This window comes from Sphaerimonospora thailandensis (assembly GCF_016863115.1).
In the GTDB taxonomy this organism is placed as follows: Bacteria; Actinomycetota; Actinomycetes; order Streptosporangiales; family Streptosporangiaceae; genus Sphaerimonospora; species Sphaerimonospora cavernae.
Window position 1 is genome coordinate 66,251 of sequence record NZ_BOOG01000024.1, and the last position, 16,024, is coordinate 82,274.

General features: G+C 69.8%; 19 protein-coding genes. 13 read left to right on the forward strand and 6 right to left on the reverse strand.

All coding sequences use genetic code 11. The features are described from left to right. Positions 1-33: 33 nt before the first annotated feature. Positions 34-1,506 carry an MFS transporter gene (locus tag Mth01_RS14600; RefSeq protein ID WP_204016387.1) on the forward strand — a complete coding sequence of 491 codons (1,473 nt, stop codon included), beginning with the start codon at positions 34-36 and terminating at the stop codon, positions 1,504-1,506. Here the strand turns inward: Mth01_RS14600 and cofC are convergent. After that, positions 1,503-2,138: a 2-phospho-L-lactate guanylyltransferase gene (gene cofC, locus Mth01_RS14605; protein ID WP_308440799.1), complete on the reverse strand. Its 636-nt coding sequence runs from the start codon at positions 2,136-2,138 to the stop codon at positions 1,503-1,505. The two genes, Mth01_RS14600 and cofC, sit on opposite strands and share 4 nt — an antisense overlap. Before the next feature lie 104 nt (positions 2,139-2,242). Here cofC and Mth01_RS14610 point away from each other — a divergent pair, with 104 nt between their 5' ends. From Mth01_RS14610 to Mth01_RS14620, 3 genes are all read left to right on the forward strand, one after another. After that, positions 2,243-2,977 (forward strand): lysophospholipid acyltransferase family protein, encoded by a 735-nt coding sequence (locus tag Mth01_RS14610; RefSeq protein WP_204016389.1) that lies wholly within the window; start codon positions 2,243-2,245, stop codon positions 2,975-2,977. Positions 2,978-3,047: 70 nt separating this feature from the next. Then, positions 3,048-4,055 carry an NAD(P)H-dependent glycerol-3-phosphate dehydrogenase gene (locus Mth01_RS14615; RefSeq protein ID WP_204016390.1) on the forward strand — a complete coding sequence of 336 codons (1,008 nt, stop codon included), beginning with the start codon at positions 3,048-3,050 and terminating at the stop codon, positions 4,053-4,055. Positions 4,056-4,164: 109 nt separating this feature from the next. After that, on the forward strand, positions 4,165-5,289 hold the full coding sequence (locus tag Mth01_RS14620) for a D-alanine--D-alanine ligase family protein (RefSeq protein ID WP_204016391.1): 1,125 nt from the start codon (positions 4,165-4,167) through the stop codon (positions 5,287-5,289). A 40-nt stretch (positions 5,290-5,329) separates the two neighbouring features. On the opposite strand, the gene Mth01_RS14625 is transcribed toward Mth01_RS14620, so the two are convergent. Together Mth01_RS14625 and Mth01_RS14630 are read right to left on the reverse strand one after the other, a co-directional pair. Continuing rightward, positions 5,330-5,785 (reverse strand): DUF3515 domain-containing protein, encoded by a 456-nt coding sequence (locus tag Mth01_RS14625; protein WP_308440800.1) that lies wholly within the window; start codon positions 5,783-5,785, stop codon positions 5,330-5,332. 39 nt (positions 5,786-5,824) lie between these two features. Beyond that, positions 5,825-6,058, reverse strand: coding sequence for an Lrp/AsnC family transcriptional regulator (locus Mth01_RS14630; RefSeq protein ID WP_204016392.1), 234 nt, complete (start codon positions 6,056-6,058; stop codon positions 5,825-5,827). A 48-nt stretch (positions 6,059-6,106) separates the two neighbouring features. On the opposite strand from Mth01_RS14630, the gene Mth01_RS14635 reads away from it, so the two are divergent. Together Mth01_RS14635 and thiD are read left to right on the forward strand one after the other, a co-directional pair. Next, positions 6,107-7,186: a thiamine-phosphate kinase gene (locus Mth01_RS14635; protein ID WP_204016422.1), complete on the forward strand. Its 1,080-nt coding sequence runs from the start codon at positions 6,107-6,109 to the stop codon at positions 7,184-7,186. A 122-nt stretch (positions 7,187-7,308) separates the two neighbouring features. Then, positions 7,309-8,100 (forward strand): bifunctional hydroxymethylpyrimidine kinase/phosphomethylpyrimidine kinase, encoded by a 792-nt coding sequence (gene thiD / locus Mth01_RS14640; protein ID WP_204016393.1) that lies wholly within the window; start codon positions 7,309-7,311, stop codon positions 8,098-8,100. Positions 8,101-8,161: 61 nt separating this feature from the next. Here the strand turns inward: thiD and Mth01_RS14645 are convergent, their stop codons facing one another. The 3 genes from Mth01_RS14645 to rpmB all read right to left on the reverse strand — a co-directional run bounded on the left by Mth01_RS14645 (position 8,162) and on the right by rpmB (position 9,328). Continuing rightward, positions 8,162-8,581 carry a PIN domain-containing protein gene (locus Mth01_RS14645; RefSeq protein WP_204016394.1) on the reverse strand — a complete coding sequence of 140 codons (420 nt, stop codon included), beginning with the start codon at positions 8,579-8,581 and terminating at the stop codon, positions 8,162-8,164. A gap of 1 nt (position 8,582) precedes the next feature. Further along, positions 8,583-8,855: a hypothetical protein gene (locus tag Mth01_RS14650; protein ID WP_204016395.1), complete on the reverse strand. Its 273-nt coding sequence runs from the start codon at positions 8,853-8,855 to the stop codon at positions 8,583-8,585. A gap of 287 nt (positions 8,856-9,142) precedes the next feature. Next, on the reverse strand, positions 9,143-9,328 hold the full coding sequence (gene rpmB / locus Mth01_RS14655) for a 50S ribosomal protein L28 (RefSeq protein ID WP_079312702.1): 186 nt from the start codon (positions 9,326-9,328) through the stop codon (positions 9,143-9,145). A gap of 252 nt (positions 9,329-9,580) precedes the next feature. On the opposite strand from rpmB, the gene recG reads away from it, so the two are divergent. The 7 genes from recG to mutM all read left to right on the forward strand — a co-directional run bounded on the left by recG (position 9,581) and on the right by mutM (position 15,955). Next, the gene (recG, locus tag Mth01_RS14660) at positions 9,581-11,752 is read left to right on the forward strand and encodes an ATP-dependent DNA helicase RecG (protein ID WP_204016396.1); all 2,172 of its coding nucleotides are present in this window, start codon (positions 9,581-9,583) and stop codon (positions 11,750-11,752) included. Between the two features lie 297 nt (positions 11,753-12,049). Continuing rightward, entirely contained in the window at positions 12,050-12,619 is a 570-nt protein-coding gene (gene rsmD / locus Mth01_RS14665) for a 16S rRNA (guanine(966)-N(2))-methyltransferase RsmD (protein WP_204016397.1), read from the forward strand. 15 nt (positions 12,620-12,634) lie between these two features. Continuing rightward, the gene (gene coaD, locus Mth01_RS14670) at positions 12,635-13,111 is read left to right on the forward strand and encodes a pantetheine-phosphate adenylyltransferase (protein WP_204016398.1); all 477 of its coding nucleotides are present in this window, start codon (positions 12,635-12,637) and stop codon (positions 13,109-13,111) included. A gap of 87 nt (positions 13,112-13,198) precedes the next feature. Beyond that, complete coding sequence (locus Mth01_RS14675; protein ID WP_204016399.1) at positions 13,199-13,774, forward strand: YceD family protein; 576 nt, start codon at positions 13,199-13,201, stop codon at positions 13,772-13,774. A gap of 1 nt (position 13,775) precedes the next feature. Beyond that, positions 13,776-13,955, forward strand: coding sequence for a 50S ribosomal protein L32 (rpmF, locus tag Mth01_RS14680; RefSeq protein WP_204016400.1), 180 nt, complete (start codon positions 13,776-13,778; stop codon positions 13,953-13,955). 296 nt (positions 13,956-14,251) lie between these two features. After that, entirely contained in the window at positions 14,252-15,004 is a 753-nt protein-coding gene (gene rnc, locus Mth01_RS14685; RefSeq protein WP_204016401.1) for a ribonuclease III, read from the forward strand. Between the two features lie 33 nt (positions 15,005-15,037). Continuing rightward, entirely contained in the window at positions 15,038-15,955 is a 918-nt protein-coding gene (gene mutM / locus Mth01_RS14690; RefSeq protein WP_204016402.1) for a bifunctional DNA-formamidopyrimidine glycosylase/DNA-(apurinic or apyrimidinic site) lyase, read from the forward strand. Positions 15,956-16,024 lie beyond the last annotated feature (69 nt).

The window sequence follows — 16,024 nt, forward strand, 5'->3', positions numbered from 1 at the left end:
ATCGCAGAAAGTCACACAACTCAAGGAGGAGCGATGGCCAACCCTGCGGATCTCACGGCGCCGGTCTCGGCGCCACCGGATGACGAGGCGGTGCCGTACCGGTGGCGCTGGGCCGCCCTTTTCGTGATTCTGGCGGCGGAGGTGATGGACCTCCTCGACGCGATGGTGACCAACATCGCCGCCCCGAGCATGCGGGCCGATCTCGGTGGCACCGGCGCGACCATCCAGTGGCTCGGCGCCGCATACATGCTCTCCATGGCGGTCGGTCTCATCACCGGAGGCCGGCTCGGTGACATCGTGGGGCGCAAGCGCATGTTCCTGATCGGTGCGGTCGGCTTCACGCTGGCCTCGCTACTGTGCGGGGCCGCGCAGTCGCCCGGCATGCTGATCGCGGCACGCGTCGCCCAGGGCCTGTTCGGCGCCGTCATGCTGCCACAGGGACTCGGCATGATCAAGGAGATGTTCCCGCCGAAGGAGATGGCGGCGGCCTTCTCGTTCTTCGGACCGGTCATGGGACTGTCCGCCGTCGGCGGGCCGATCCTGGCGGGCTGGCTGGTGCAGGCCGACTACTTCGGCTCGGGCTGGCGAATGATCTTCTTTGTCAACCTGCCGCTCGGCCTCGCCGCGCTGCTCGCCGGGCTGCGCTTCCTGCCCGAGTCGAGGTCGCCGCACCCGCTGCGGCTCGACCTCCCCGGAGTCGTCCTGGCGACCCTGGGCGGTTTCCTGGTGATCTATCCGCTGGTCCAGGGGCGCGAGAACGGCTGGCCGGTCTGGACGTTCATCATGCTGGGCGCCTCGGTCGCGGTGTTCGCGGTCTTCGGCCGGCTCCAGGCGCGTAAGAGCCGTCAGGGTGGGGATCCGCTGGTCGTGCCCAGCCTGTTCAGCAAGCGGGCGTTCACCGGCGGCATGGCCACCGGCCTGGTGTTCTTCGCCGGCATGGCCGGGTTCATGCTGGTGTTCAACCTCTTCACGCAGATCGGGCTCGGCTACTCGACGCTCAAGGCGGGCCTGGCGATGGTGCCGTGGTCGGCCGGCATGGTCGTGGGTTTCGGAATCGTCCAGCCGCTGCAGAGGTTCGGCCGCAAGGTGCTGCAGGGCGGAGTCCTGATCATGACCCTGGGTGTGCTCGGGGTCCTGCTCACGCTGAACATCGCCGGGACGCAGGTCACGCCCTGGCAGCTCACGCCCGCCCTCGTCGTCGCCGGCATCGGCATGAGCCTGCTGATGGCGCCGTTCTTCGACATCGTGCTGGCCGGGGTGGAGCAGCATGAGACGGGTTCCGCGTCCGGCACGCTGACGGCGGTCCAGCAACTCGGCAACGCGTTCGGCGTGGCGCTGCTGGGCACGGTCTTCTTCGACCGGCTCGGGAGCGTCCCCACACCGGCGAGCTTCGACCACGCCATGAAGGTCACGCTCTGGGTGGTTGCGGGCATGCTCCTCGCGGTGTTCGCGACGGCCTTCCTCCTGCCCAGACGGGCACGTGAGGACGCCGAGGCGTCCCACTAGACCGAGCTCAGGAGCGCGGCGACCGCCGCGGTGGCGGGGCCGACGCCCAGGGCGAGGGCCTCGCGCAGGTCCTCCACCGTGTCGACGTCCCGGCGGACCGAGGAGACGCCGTCCAGGGTCAGCTCCTTGGCTCCGCCGGACAGGTGCCGCGCCCGGGACTCGCCGCCGAAACCGGGCAGGAACGGCACGCCGGGCCGTACGCCGTAGAAGGTGGTGCCCACGTCGGCGGCGTCGGGGACGAACGACTGCTCGAACTCCGCGGCCGCGGCCAGCACGTGCTCCAGTTCGGCGGGCCGCAGCGCCGGCAGGTCGGCCTGCAGCGCCCCGATCGCGTCGGCGGGCGCGAGCCGTACGGCCTCGGCGGCGCCGAAGCGCAGGGCGGTGTTGAGGCCGCGGTCCGGGTCGGCCACCACGTGGGCGCCCACCTCCGCGAGGCGCCGCGCCGGCACCGGGTCCGCCGTCACCACCACCACGCGTGCCACCGGCGGGCAGCGCAGCGCCGCCGACACCGTGTCGCACGCGACCGCCACCGCGAGATCGGCACGGTACGGCCCGGCCGCCGCGGCCAGGCGTGTCTTCGCCCGGATCAGGGTCTTGACGGGGACCACAATGGACCATCGCGTGCACTGCATGTCGTCAAGCATCCCGCCTCGACATTTCCGACGGCCAACCGGGAGACTTGTGCCGCATCCCGCGGTCATCCCGTGATCTCGGAAGATCTTGGAGAGAAACCCCAGTGACTAAGCCCCGCCGCCGCCGTGCCGGACGTCCGCCCCGCTTCTGGGAGGCCCTCGCGGTCGTCGTCGTCAAACCGCTGTCACGGCTGTTCGTGAAACGGAACTGGCGCGGTGGAGAGCACGTGCCGCGCGAGGGGGGCCTGATCCTCGCCGCCAACCACCTGTCCTGGTCGGACCCGGTGTTGCTCTCGCACTACATCTACAACACCGGGCGCTGGCCGACGATCCTGGCCAAGGCCGGGCTCTTCAAGGTGCGCTTCCTCGGTCACGCGGTCACCCAGCTCCAGGCGATCCCCGTCCACCGCGGCAGCACCGAGGCCACCCAGTCACTCAAGATCGCCGAGGAGCGGCTGCGGGCGGGGGCGTGCATCCTGTTCTACGTGGAGGGCACGATCACCCGCGATCCCGACCTCTGGCCGATGGAGGGCAAGACGGGCGTCGCCCGCCTGGCGCTCAAGACCGGCGTGCCGGTGATCCCGATCGCTCACTGGGGGGCCCAGGATCTCCTGCCGTACGGCGCGAAGAAGCCGCGGCTGTTTCCGCGCAAGAAGTTCCAGGTGCTCGCCGGGCCGCCCGTCGACCTGACCAAGTACGCCGGGCAGCCGCTGCGGGCGTCGGTCCTGCGCGAGGCGACCGCCGACATCATGGCGGACATCACCGAACTGCTCGCGGAGATCCGCGACGAGAAGGCGCCGGACGTTCCGTACGACCCCAAGAACGGTGAGAGTGCCTGACAGGGCGTACGGTGAGGGACGACCGGGACGGGAGCGAGCCCGGTGGAACCTGGAGGGGCGGGGGCGGCAAGTGAGCAAGGCGGTCGTGTTCGGAACCGGCTCGTGGGGCACCATGTTCGCGGTGATCCTCGCGGAGGCGGGCACCCGTACGACCCTGTGGGGTCGGCGGGCGGCGGTCGTCGACGCGATCAACGAGCGGCACGAGAACCCGGACTATCTGCCGGGTCTCCGGCTCCCCGAGACGCTGCGCGCCACCACCGACCCCGCCGAAGCGATGGACGGCGCCGACTACGTGGTGCTCGCGGTCCCGGCGCAGACGCTCCGGCGCAACCTCGTGGAGTGGAAGCCCTTCATCCCCGATGGCGCGGTGCTCGTCAGCCTCATGAAGGGCGTGGAACTCGGCACCTGCAAGCGGATGAGCGAGGTCATCCGCGAGGTGGCCGAGGTGCCGGAGCATCGGGTGGCGGTCGTGTCCGGGCCGAACCTGGTCGGTGAGCTGGCCCGGCGCCAGCCCGCCGCCACCGTCGTCGCCTGCTCCGACAGCGAGGTGGCCGACCGGCTTCAGGAGGCCTGCCACCTGCCGTGGTTTCGCACCTACACCAATCCGGACGTCATCGGAGTCGAACTCGGCGGCGCGGTGAAGAACGTCATCGCGCTGGCCGTCGGCGTCGCGGCGGGGATGGGTCTGGGGGACAACGCCCAGGCCATGCTGATGACCCGCGGGCTCGCCGAGATCGCCCGCCTGGGCGCCGCGCTCGGGGCCGACCAGCACACGTTCGCCGGCCTCGCCGGAATGGGCGACCTCGTCGCGACCTGTACGTCCCCGCTGTCCCGCAACCGCACCTTCGGCGAGAACCTGGGGCGTGGGATGACTCTGGACGAGGTCGTGGCGGTGACCAGGCAGACCGCGGAAGGGGTCAAGTCCTGCGAGTCGGTGCTCGGCCTGGCGCGCAAGTACAACGTGGAGATGCCGATCACCGAGGTGGTCGTGGGCGTCGTACACGACGGCATGACGCCCCGTGAGGCGGCCGCGCTGCTGATGTCCCGGGCTCCCAAACCTGAGCGTTACGGGGTGTGATCTCGGCGTACGCCCTGGTCATAGGTTGGCCGTGCGCCTGGTCATAGATTGGCCGGGCGCGCGGCTGACGAGCCGTTTTGCCCCGCAAGAGGCGGTAGATTCGGACACCATGAACTCGGACACCACGGATTCCCGACCCGGGTCACGCGTGCGCGTGGCAGTCGTCTTCGGAGGCCGCAACTCCGAGCACGCCGTCTCTCTCATGGGGGCGGGCAGCGTGCTGGAGGTGATCGACCGGTCGAAGTACGACGTCGTCCCCATCGGCATCGCCCAGGACGGACGCTGGGTGCTGGCCCCCGGTGACCAGACCTACGCGATCGAGGGCGACCGTCTGCCCCGCGTGGACGAGACCGGTACGGCTCTGGCGCTGCCGTCGGAGTCCGCCTCGCTCGTCGCCCTGGAGCCAGGAGAGATCCCACGCTCGCTCGGCGAGGTGGACGTGGTGTTCCCGGTCCTGCACGGCCCGTTCGGCGAGGACGGCACGATTCAGGGCCTGTTGGAGATGGCGGGGGTGCGATACGTCGGCTCGGGTGTGCTGGCCAGTGCGATCGGCATGGACAAGGCATACATGAAGCTCGTCCTGCGGGCCGCCGGGCTGCCGGTCGGGCCGTTCGTGGTGATCGGCGACCGCGACTGGCGCACCGACCGGGCGCGGATGCTCAAGGAGGTCGAGGAACTCGGCTGGCCGGTCTTCGTGAAGCCCGCTCGGGCCGGGTCGTCGCAGGGCATCTCCAAAGCGCATGATCCCGCATCCCTGGAGGCCGCTGTCGAGTTCGCCCGCGAGCACGATCCGAAGGTGCTCGTCGAGGCCGCGATCGCCGGCCGGGAGATCGAATGCGCGGTGCTGGAGTCGCTGGGGGACGCCGCACCCGAGGCGAGCATGCCCGGTGAGGTCCGGGTCCGCGAGGATCATGAGTTCTACGACTTCGAGGCGAAGTACTTCCCCGACGGGATGCGCCTGGAGGCGCCCGCCGACATCTCGCGCGAGGTGGCCGAGACGATGCGGGCCATGGCCGTGCGCGCCTTCGAAGCGCTGAGCTGTGAGGGGCTGGCCAGGGTCGACTTCTTCTACACGCCCTCCGGCGAGGTGATCGTCAACGAGATCAACACCATGCCCGGGTTCACGGCGCAGTCGGTCGCCCCGAAGCTGTGGGCCGCCAGCGGCCTGCCGTACCCGGAACTGGTGGACCGCATGATCCGGCTCGCGCTGAACCGCCCGGCCGGCCTGCGCTAGACCTTCGGAAGAGGGGCGGCCTGTTCCAGGCCATTCCAGTCTATTCCGGGATGGTCTTCTTGATCGGGTCGGCGAGGTCGACCAGGACCTCGCCGGGGACGTGCTTCTTCGAGATGGTCACCTCGACGTACGCCACCCGGTTGACGGCGGTGAACAGCAGCGGCCGCCGGGGATCGGAGAACCAGCCGACCCCGTTGATGTCGGAGACCTCGGCGGTCGGCGCCATCTCGGCGGGCCTGGGCACGCCGCAGCGCAGCATGATCTCTCCGTCTCCCCAGACGGAGACGAACGACGAGGCGGGCTCGAACATCGTGCGGTTGGCGCCGTCCAGCGCGTGGGGGAGTACGACGCCGAGTCTGCGGCACGCCTCCGCGGCGGCACCGGTCGGCGACGGCGGGTCGACATGGACGGTGGTGGAGCACCCGGTCAGGGCAGCCGACATGGTGGCCAGGACGGCTACCACCCCGGAAACAAAGGACAGTCTTCGCATAGCCATCCAGCCAGATCGGGCCGGATCGTCTGCCCGGCTCTCTCGTCAGATATGGACGATCGGACAGGTTAGTGTACGGGTGATCCCCTCCACACTCTGGATCTGAGCCACGACGAGCTTGCCCAGCTCGTCCACGTTGTTGGCCTCAGCGCGGACGATCACGTCGTACGGGCCGGTGACGTCCTCGGCCTTGGTCACGCCGGTGATCGAGGAGATCTCCCCGGCCACGCTGGCCGCCTTGCCGACCTCGGTCTGGATAAGGATGTAGGCGTGGACCATGCCGTCCTCCCGGATAGAGATCAGTGCCGGAGCGTAACCGTACCTCGAATACACAGGGGGTGTGTCATCACAGTCGGAGAACTCGGTGAATTCGGAGTAATTAGCCGAATAACGGGTCGTCTTTCGCAAAGCCCTGCCGTGCTGCTCGGACCGGGCGACGACGCCGCGGTCCTGGCCGCGCCCGACGGCCGGGTCGTGGTCACCACCGACGTCCTGATCGAGGGGAGACATTTCCGCCGCGACTGGTCCAGTGGGTACGACATCGGCCGCAAGTCGGCAGCTCAGAACCTCGCGGACATCGCCGCCATGGGCGCCGAGCCCACATCGCTCGTCGTCGGCCTGGGACTACCCGCCGACACCGCGATCGAGTGGCTGGACGCGCTGACGGACGGCTTCCGCGACGAGTGCGCGCTGGCCGGAACCGGCGTGGCCGGCGGCGACATCGCGCGGTCGGAGATCGTCATGATCGGCGTGACCGCGCTCGGCGACCTCGGCGGCAGACCGCCGGTGACCCGGTCCGGCGCCCGCCCCGGCCACATCGTCGCCGTCGCCGGCCGTCTCGGCTACGCGGCGGCCGGCCTGGCTCTGCTGCGCGCCGGTCTCGCCTCCGGTGCCGTCCCGGCATCCGAAGGCGTACCGGGGACTGGAGGCGTACCGGGGACTGGAGACGCACCGGGCGAAGGCGCGGGGGGCTCCGGAGGGCTGCCGCCGGGGCTGGTCGCGCTGGTCGACGCGCATCGGCGTCCGCGGCCGCCGTACGCCCAGGGGCCCGAGGCGGCCAGGCTCGGCGCGACCGCCATGCTCGACGTCAGCGACGGCCTGCTGCAGGATCTCGGTCACGTCGCGGCGGCCGGCGGGGTGGGCATCCGGCTGGATCCCGCCGCGCTGCCGATCCCCGAGATCTTCGCGGAGGCCGCCGGAGTGCTCGGTGACGAGGTCGATCCGCTCGACTGGGTGCTGACCGGCGGCGACGACCACGCCCTCGCCGCGGCCTTCCCCCCGGACGTACGCCTCCCGCCCGAGTGGACGCCCATCGGCGAGGTCACTGACGGCGAAGGCGTCCAGGTAACCGGCCACCCCACGACAACCACCGGGACAACCGGCGGCTGGGACCACTTCCGCACCTGACCGCCCCGGCTGCGATCTCGCAGTTTCTCGCAGAAGGGGTGGCCTGCCTGCACTTTCACTCTCCGTGATCTCGCAGATAGAGGGAGGTGGGTAGGGGGTGAGGTCTTTGGGAGGATGGGGGCATGACGACGACACCTCCGCTTGTGCTGACGGTCGCGGGCTCGGACTCCGCCGGAGGCGCCGGGATCCAGGCAGACCTCAAGACGATGCTCGCCCTCGGTGTGCACGGCATGAGCGTGATCTCCGCGGTTACCGCGCAGAACTCGCTGGGTGTGCAGGGCTACTGGGAGCTGCCGCCGGAGGCCGTACGGGCCCAGCTCGACTCGGTGCTCGGCGATATCGGAGCACAGGCGATCAAGACGGGCATGCTGGCGTCCATCCCGCTGGTGGAGACCGTCGCCGAGGTCCTCGCGGGCGTGGCGGCTCCGGTGGTGGTCGACCCGGTCGGCGTCTCCAAGCACGGCGACAGCCTGCTCGCCGCGGAGGCGGTCGAGACGGTCAAGGCCCGCCTGCTGCCGACCGCCACCGTCGTCACCCCCAACCTGTGGGAGGTCGAGCAGCTCACCGGCGTGAAGGTCGAGGACGAGGACGACCTGCCCCGGGCGGCGGAGGCCGTACTGGCCCTGGGCCCCAAGTGGGCGCTCATCAAGGGCGGCCACCTCCCCGGCGAGCCGGTCGACCTGCTCACCGACGGCACCACCACCCACCGGTTCGCCGCCGAGCGGCTCGACAACCGGCACACCCACGGGACGGGCTGCACTCTTGCTTCTGCCATCGCCTCCTACCTCGCCCTCGGGGAGGACGTGCCCGGTGCGGTACGGCAGGCCAAGGACTACGTCACCGGCGCCATCGCCAGGGGTTTCCCTCTCGGTGACGGCATCGGCCCCGTCGACCACGCCTGGCGCTGGCGATAACCGCGACAAGAGAGAGCCCGCCACCGGAAGCCGGTGACGGGCTCCTCAGCCATCTGCGGGATCAGACGTCGATGATGGCCAGGTCGCCGTCCACCTTGAGGAGATCGTTTCGATCAGCGGTGAGAACGGTCGCCCGGAGCTGCCCGCTTCTGACGTCCCGTGCCGAGAGGGCGACATTCACGTCGACGATGTCGTCGTGGCCGGACTCGCCGATCTTCTTGCCGATCTGACGGGCTCGTTCGGGCGTCAGTTCGTCGATGGAGACCGCTTCCGCACTGGCATCGTCGGCCAGCTTCAACAGCGCCGCCACCCGAGCCTGGCGCGGGCCTCCCCGCCAGACCTCCGCGATGACGGTCTGGGGGATGATGGCTTCGGCTTCTGCCTTCGTTACCCGCTTCAAAATCTCCCGCAGCCGGCGGTCGCCGCGCTCGAGCTGGATGAGAGCGCCCGTGTCGAAGACGTAACGTGGTGAACGGATCATGTCACGCCGCCTCGTCGTTCGGCAGCGGCTCACCGTTGGCGACGGCCGTTGCCAGGGCCATCGCCCGGTCGACCCAGGCCATTTCCTCGGGTGTGGCCTCGCCGAACTCCGCCTCGAGATCGGCGATGAGAGCGGCCAACTCCATTCGCTGGCGATGGGTTGCGACGATCCTGGTGATCAGACCGGAGATGGAGTCGGCCTCGCCGGCCGCGACCTGTGACTGCATCCAGTCGTACAGGTCATCGGGCAGGCTGATGCCGATCTTCTTGGTCATACCGTCAGTATAACCAGCCGGATCGGCGTAAACCTCGGCATGCCTGACTGAGACGACCATGCCAAGGCTCGGCATCTCGCAGCCCTGGACGGCGACCGCATTCGCGGGTGGGGAGAGAGTGATAGTCACGGAGTGATGATAGATGGACACGTTCCGTGTTGAGTCTCGCGATCACCCGCCGAATCGCTGGTGGGAGTGGTTTTCTTCCACTGCGGATGAGCTGGGGAGCCCGGGGACGCGAAAGCCCGTCACCGTGGGCGAGGTGACGGGCTCGGCGGAGGTGTGGTCTAGCGGGAGACCTTGCCTGCCTTGATGCAGGAGGTGCACACGTTCATGCGCTTCGGCGTGCCGTTGACCACCGCACGCACGGTCTGGATGTTGGGGTTCCAGCGGCGGCGGGTACGGCGGTGCGAGTGCGAGATGTTGTTGCCGAAAATCGGCTTCTTCGCGCAGACGTCGCAGACGGAGGCCACGGTAATCGCTCCTTTGATTCAGTCGATCGGCCCGGCGCCGCTGCAACGGCTCGTCCGAGCAATGCCGGGAACAACCGGCTGGCCGCACAAGAATATCCGATGCCCGGAGGTGCACGCCAAACAGAGTGGCCCGGCGAACCCGAAATCTCGTACCTGCCCACGCTAGCGCATCGGAGACGACGGCGTGCACGAGCACCGGGAAGCGGACTGGGTGCGCCGGAATGTCGGGGAGCCGGGGTAGAAATTGGTGGCGTGACGAGCTTCGATGAGCCGCTCAAGCGGGCGCTGGGCCGTACGGCGTCCCCGCTGGAGGCCGCGCTGGGCATCTCCACGGTCGGTGAGTTGCTGCGGCACTACCCGAGGCGCTACGCGCGGCGCGGCGAGCTGACGCCGATCTCCTCGCTCGAGCACGACGACCACGTGACCGTCGTCGCGCGGGTGTCGGCGGCGATGCGCCGTCCCATGAAGAACCGGCAGGGCACCTGGCTGGACGTCGAGGTGACCGACGGCAGGGACAAGCTGCACCTCGCCTTCTTCGGCAAGGGGGCGCACGCGGCGGAGCAGCGGCTGAGGCCGGGCACCGAGGCGATGTTCTCCGGCAAGGTCAACGTCTTCCGCACCTCGCGGACCAGGCGGGTGTCGCTCACCCACCCCGACTACGAGTCGTTCGACGAGACGGACGCGACCGCCGAGGAGTTCGCGAACGTACCGGTGCCGATCTATCCCTCCGCGCACGGCCTGGCCAGCTGGAAGATCGCCCGAGCCGTGCGCACCGTGCTCGACGTGCTCAGTCTCGACGACCCGATCCCGGAAGAGATGCGGCGGCGGCACGGGCTGTCCACCCTGGAGGCGGCGCTGCGCCAGATCCACCGGCCGAGGGATCCGGAGGAGATCGCCCAGGCGAGACGGCGGCTCAAGTTCGACGAGGCGTTCCTGCTCCAGGCCGCGCTGGTGCGGCAGCGGATGGCCGCCTCGGCCTCCCCGGCCCGGCCCCGCCCCGGACGGGACGACGGGCTGCTGAGCGAGTTCGACCGGAGGCTGCCGTTCCAGCTCACCGAGGGGCAGCGGCAGGTCGGTGCGGAGATCGCCGCCGACCTGGCCGAGGACCATCCCATGCACCGGCTGCTGCAGGGCGAGGTCGGCGCGGGCAAGACCGTGGTGGCGCTGCGCGCCATGCTCCAGGTGGCCGACTCCGGCGGCCAGGCCGTGCTGCTCGCCCCGACCGAGGTGCTGGCCCAGCAGCATCACCGGTCGATCAGGAAGATGCTCGGCGACCTCGGCACCGGCGGCATGTTCGGCGGGACGGGGGTGGCCCTGCTCACCGGTTCGATGGGCGCCGCCGCGCGCAGGAGCGCGTTGCTCGAGGCGGCCTCCGGGGCGGCCGGGATCGTCATCGGCACCCATGCCCTGCTGCAGGAGCACGTGCAGTTCGCCGACCTCGGCCTGGTGGTGGTCGACGAGCAGCACAGGTTCGGGGTCGAGCAGCGTGACGCGCTGCGCGAGAAGGGCGGGGGCGGGCGGCCCCACGTCCTCGTCATGACCGCCACGCCGATCCCGCGCACGGTGGCCATGACCGTGTTCGGCGACCTGGAGGTGTCCACGCTGGCGCAACTCCCGGCGGGCCGTGCCCCGATCACGACGCACGTCGTCCCGGCGGCCGAGAAGCCGCACTTCCTCGACCGGGCCTGGGAACGGGTGCGGGAGGAGGTCGGCCTGGGCCGGCAGGCGTACGTGGTGTGCCCCAGGATCGGCGACCAGGAGGGCGACGAGGGCGACCTCGCCAAGGACGACGGGGGCGAGGAGGAGCGCCGGCCGCCGCTCGCCGTGCTCGACGTGGCGGAGTTGCTCTCGCAGGGCCCGCTTCAGGGGCTGCGGGTCGAGGCGCTGCACGGCAAGCTCACCCCGGAGGACAAGGACGCGGTGATGGGAGCCTTCGCACGGGGGGAGGTGGACGTGCTAGTCGCGACCACGGTCATCGAGGTCGGCGTCGACGTGCCCAACTCGTCGGCCATGGTGATCATGGATGCCGACCGGTTCGGCGTCAGCCAGCTCCATCAGCTCCGGGGCCGGGTGGGCCGGGGCGGGCTGCCCGGACTGTGCCTGCTGGTCACCGAGGCGCCGGAGGCCACCCAGGCGCGCAGACGGCTTGACGCGGTGGCCGCGACGCTGGACGGCTTCGAGCTGTCCCGGGTGGACCTGGAGCAGCGGCGGGAGGGCGACGTTCTCGGGGTGGCGCAGTCCGGTCGCAAGTCCTCGTTGAAGATGCTGCGGCTCCTGGAGGACGAGGACGTGATCGAGACGGCGCGGGCCGAGGCCGTCGCGGTGCTGGGTGCCGATCCCGAGCTGACCGCCTCTGCCGCCCTGCGGGCCGAACTCGACGCGTTGGTCGCCGGCGAGCAGGCGGAGTTCCTCGAAAAAACGTGACGTTCCTCGAAAAATGTGACGTTCCTCAAAAATGACCCAGGGCCCAGCCTTGGGACGGCCTCCCCCCGAATGCCGCCCCCGGCTGGGCCCACCCCCGGGTCAGGTGCCGAGGGCGCCGACGTACGGAAGGGCTCACGATCACGTCGGCCGGCCTTCCCCTGGGTCACGTTGAAGGCCGCAGAACTCATCATGCGGATGAGGGAGGCGGCGCGATACCGCTCTTACCCATTCCTCGCCGCCGCTTGCCCACTCTTGACTCACCGCGCGTCCGGTGCCGGATGGCGGGACAATGAACGGGTGACGCGGGTGATCGCAGGGATCGCAGGAGGCCGCCGGCTCGCCGTGCCCCCGGGACGGGGGACGCGGCCGACGAGCGACCGGACGAGGGAGGCGTTGTTCGCCACGGTGGGCTCGGTGCTCGGCTCGCTCGAGGGGGCCAGGGTTCTCGACCTGTACGCCGGATCGGGCGCGGTGGGCCTGGAGAGCCTCAGTAGGGGCGCGGCGCACGCGCTGCTCGTGGAGTCGGAGGCGAGAGCCGTACGGACGATCAAGGAGAACATCGCGTCGCTGGGCCTGCCGGGCGCGCTGCTCCGGCAGGAGAAGGCCGAGCGGGTGGTGAGCCGGCCGTGTGAGGAGCCGTACGACTTCGTCTTCGCCGATCCGCCCTACTCGGTCGCCGACGTCGCCGTTGTCAGGGTGCTCGAGGCGCTGCGGGACAACGGCTGGCTGGCGGACGGCGCCCTGGTCGCGGTGGAACGGGAGTCCAGGGGTAGGGACCTGGTGTGGCCGCCGGGGTTCGAGGAAGACAGGGTCCGTCGATACGGCGAAGCGTCCGTTTGGTACGGTCGCGCAGCCGGGAACCCGTAAATCTGGGGGTGCGCCTTGCGCCGCGTCGTCTGCCCGGGGTCGTTCGACCCCGTAACGAACGGACATCTGGACATTATCGGCCGCACGTCGCGGCTGTACGACGAGGTCGTCGTGGCTGTCGGGGTCAATGTCGAGAAGCAGGGGCTGTTCGACGTCCAGGAACGCATCAGGATGATCGAGGCGGTGACCAAGGAGTACGGGAACGTCCGGGTGGAGAAGTTCCACGGTCTGCTGGTCGACTTCTGCCGCCGACAGGAGATCCCGACCATTGTGAAGGGCCTGCGCGCGGTCAGCGACTTCGACTACGAGTTGCAGATGGCTCAGCTCAACTACCGGATGTCCGGCGTGGAGACGCTGTTCATGTCCACCAACCCTGAGTACTCCTTCCTGTCCTCAAGCCGGCTGAAGGAGATCGCGCGCTATGGCGGGGACGTGTCCGGCCTGGTCCCGGAACTCGTGCGTGAGCAGCTCATGGAACGGCTGAGAAGCTGAGCGGTGCCGGATCGAGGACTGGGGCTGGTATTCTTGCTTCTCAGCCTTGCACGACGGCGGTGATTCGCCATGCCTAACGAGAGCAGGATGTCTGCGCACAACCTCGATCCCCGGGCCCCTTGGGTGATCTCAACTCACGACCTGGGACGCCGACCGGGGTCCATGCGCAGGTCGAACCTGACGCTCCCGGCACCGGCGGATCTCGCGGTCGGAATGATCGGCGTTCCCAAGGACGCCGACGTCGAGCTGGACCTCCGGCTCGAGGCGGTGATGGAGGGCGTGCTCGTCACGGGCACGGCGCGGGCTCCGCTCAGCGGAGAATGCTCGCGTTGCCTGGAGCCGTTGGCCTCGGAAATCGAGGTCGACTTCCAGGAGCTCTACTTCTACTCGGCGGATGCCGCGTTTCCCGGTGGAGACGCGGGTGGCGAGGACGATCTGTTCCTCGACGGCGAGTTGCTCGATCTCGAGCCGGTATTCCGTGACGCGGTGGTGCTCGCGCTGCCGCTGAGCCCGGTGTGCGGGGATGACTGCCTCGGGCTCTGTGCGGAGTGCGGGATCAGGCTGGCCGAGGCCGGCCCGGACCACCGACACGAGAAGATCGACTCACGCTGGGCGGCGCTGCAGGGTTTGGAAATGGACAACGAAGACGATCAGGAGGGTTGACGTGGCCGTCCCCAAGCGGAAGATGTCGCGGAGCAACACCCGCCACCGCAGGTCTCAGTGGAAGGCCGCCGCTGTCGCGCTCGTGAGCTGCCCGCAGTGCCGCTCGCCCAGGCGCCCGCACACGGCGTGCGAGACCTGCGGCACCTACAACCGCCGTCAGGTGATCGAGCCGTCGGCCTGATCGACCGTCGGCTTATGCACATACAGGCGTACAGGGGGCGCCGACCGGGTCGTCAAACGACCCGGTCGGCGTTACCTTGCCATCAGGGCCGGTAGCCCTGATGAGGGCTTCGACACGCGCACGCGGTTGGCGGCCGGACGGAGGAGAGTCTCGGCACGTGCCCGCGGTCGTGGTGGACGCCGGGGCCCCGGTGAACCGGTGGCCCGGCGTCCACCACGCCTTCGGGCTTTCCCGACGATCCATCTGCCTCCCGTGCTCGACCGGGCCCTGCCATGGGACGAGTTGGGAGGAAACCGATGGGTGCGGCATCGAGTAACAAGCCGGTGGCAGTGGAGATCGCCAGAGACGATCTGGAGCAGGTGCTCGGCGTCCGGCTCAGCACGGACATCCTGGAGCGGGCGCTGACGCACCGCTCCTACGCGTACGAGAACGGCGGCCTGCCCACGAACGAGCGCCTGGAGTTCCTGGGTGACTCGGTCCTGGGCCTGGTCGTCACGGACACGCTGTTTCGCAACCATCCCGACCTGCCCGAGGGGCAGCTCGCCAAGCTGCGTGCGGCGGTCGTCAACATGCGGGCGCTGGCGGACGTCGCGAGGACCCTCGACCTGGGCAGGTATCTGCGGCTCGGCCGTGGCGAGGAGGGCACGGGCGGGCGCGACAAGTCGTCGATCCTGGCCGACACGCTGGAGGCGCTGATCGGCACGGTCTACGTCGACAAGGGCTTGGACGAGGCGTTCCGCGTCGTCCACCTGCTCTTCGACGCGCTGATCAAGCGGTCGGCCTCGCTCGGCGCCGGGCTCGACTGGAAGACGTCCCTGCAGGAGCTGACCGCGGCTGAGGCGCTCGGGGTGCCCGAGTACCACGTCGACGAGAGCGGCCCCGACCACGCCAAGTCGTTCGTGGCGACGGTCCGCGTCGGCGGTCAGGAGTACGGCACGGGTGCCGGGCGTAGCAAGAAGGAGGCCGAGCAGCAGGCCGCCGAGGCGGCCTGGACCGCGATCCGCGCGCTGCGCGACGCCCGCGAAGCCGCCGAGCTCGGGCAGAGCTGAGCTGGACAGAGCTGGAAAGAGCTGAGCTGACGGATGCCTGAACTGCCCGAGGTCGAGGTCGTCCGGCGTGGGCTGGAACGCTGGGTCGCCGGCCGGACGATCGCGTCGGCGGAGGTCCTGCACCCGCGAGCCGTCCGCAGGAACGTCGGCAGCCTGCCCGACCGGCTCAAGGGCCGGACCGCCGCCTCCGTCGAGCGCCGCGGCAAGTACCTGTGGCTGCCCCTGCTCGGCAGTGAGGACGTCACCGCCGGCCCGGATGGCCAGGACGGACTGGGCCGCGAGGCCGGTGCGGGTGAGGCGCTCATCGCCCACCTGGGCATGAGCGGCCAGCTCCTCGTCGTGGATCCCCGCACGCCCATGGAGAAGCACCTGAGGGTGCGGCTGTCCTTCACGGACGGCGGCCCGGAACTGCGCTTCGTCGACCAGCGCACGTTCGGTCATCTGCTGGTCGCGCCCATGGCCGTACGGCTGCCGCGACCGGTACCCGAGCCGATCGCGCACATCGCGGCAGACCCGTTGGAGGACGCGTTCGACGACGAGGAGTTCGCCACCAGGCTGCGGTCGCGCCGCACTGAGATCAAGCGGGCGCTGCTGGACCAGTCGCTGATCAGCGGGGTGGGCAACATCTACGCGGACGAGGCGCTGTGGCGGGCGCGGCTGCACTGGGCGAGGCCGACCGAGACGCTGACCACAACGAAGATCGCCGAACTGCTGTCGGCGGTCCGCGAGGTGATGGCCGAGGCGCTGGAGCAGGGCGGCACGTCGTTCGACAGCCTGTACGTCAACGTCAACGGGGAGAGCGGCTACTTCGACCGGTCGCTCGCCGTGTACGGCAGGCGGGACCGCCCCTGTCCCCGCTGCGGGACGCCGGTCAGGCGGGAGGCGTTCATGAACAGGTCCTCCTACAGCTGTCCGAAATGTCAGCCACGTCCCAGAAATGCTCATCCGTAGCAACAGCCTGGTGCTCCACCTGCTCTCTTATGGTCAGATGGACCCCGGCGTGCGGCGCGCGAGGCGGCT

Coding starts and splice junctions, on each gene's coding strand:
- Mth01_RS14675 (WP_204016399.1), top strand. CDS start 13,199: ATGTCTGCGCACAACCTCGATCCCCGGGCCCCTTGGGTGATCTCAACT.
- Mth01_RS14620 (WP_204016391.1), top strand. CDS start 4,165: ATGAACTCGGACACCACGGATTCCCGACCCGGGTCACGCGTGCGCGTG.
- Mth01_RS14650 (WP_204016395.1), bottom strand. CDS start 8,855: ATGACCAAGAAGATCGGCATCAGCCTGCCCGATGACCTGTACGACTGG.
- cofC (WP_308440799.1), bottom strand. CDS start 2,138: ATGCAGTGCACGCGATGGTCCATTGTGGTCCCCGTCAAGACCCTGATC.
- Mth01_RS14625 (WP_308440800.1), bottom strand. CDS start 5,785: ATGGCTATGCGAAGACTGTCCTTTGTTTCCGGGGTGGTAGCCGTCCTG.
- Mth01_RS14645 (WP_204016394.1), bottom strand. CDS start 8,581: ATGATCCGTTCACCACGTTACGTCTTCGACACGGGCGCTCTCATCCAG.
- Mth01_RS14630 (WP_204016392.1), bottom strand. CDS start 6,058: ATGGTCCACGCCTACATCCTTATCCAGACCGAGGTCGGCAAGGCGGCC.
- Mth01_RS14600 (WP_204016387.1), top strand. CDS start 34: ATGGCCAACCCTGCGGATCTCACGGCGCCGGTCTCGGCGCCACCGGAT.
- mutM (WP_204016402.1), top strand. CDS start 15,038: ATGCCTGAACTGCCCGAGGTCGAGGTCGTCCGGCGTGGGCTGGAACGC.
- rnc (WP_204016401.1), top strand. CDS start 14,252: ATGGGTGCGGCATCGAGTAACAAGCCGGTGGCAGTGGAGATCGCCAGA.
- thiD (WP_204016393.1), top strand. CDS start 7,309: ATGACGACGACACCTCCGCTTGTGCTGACGGTCGCGGGCTCGGACTCC.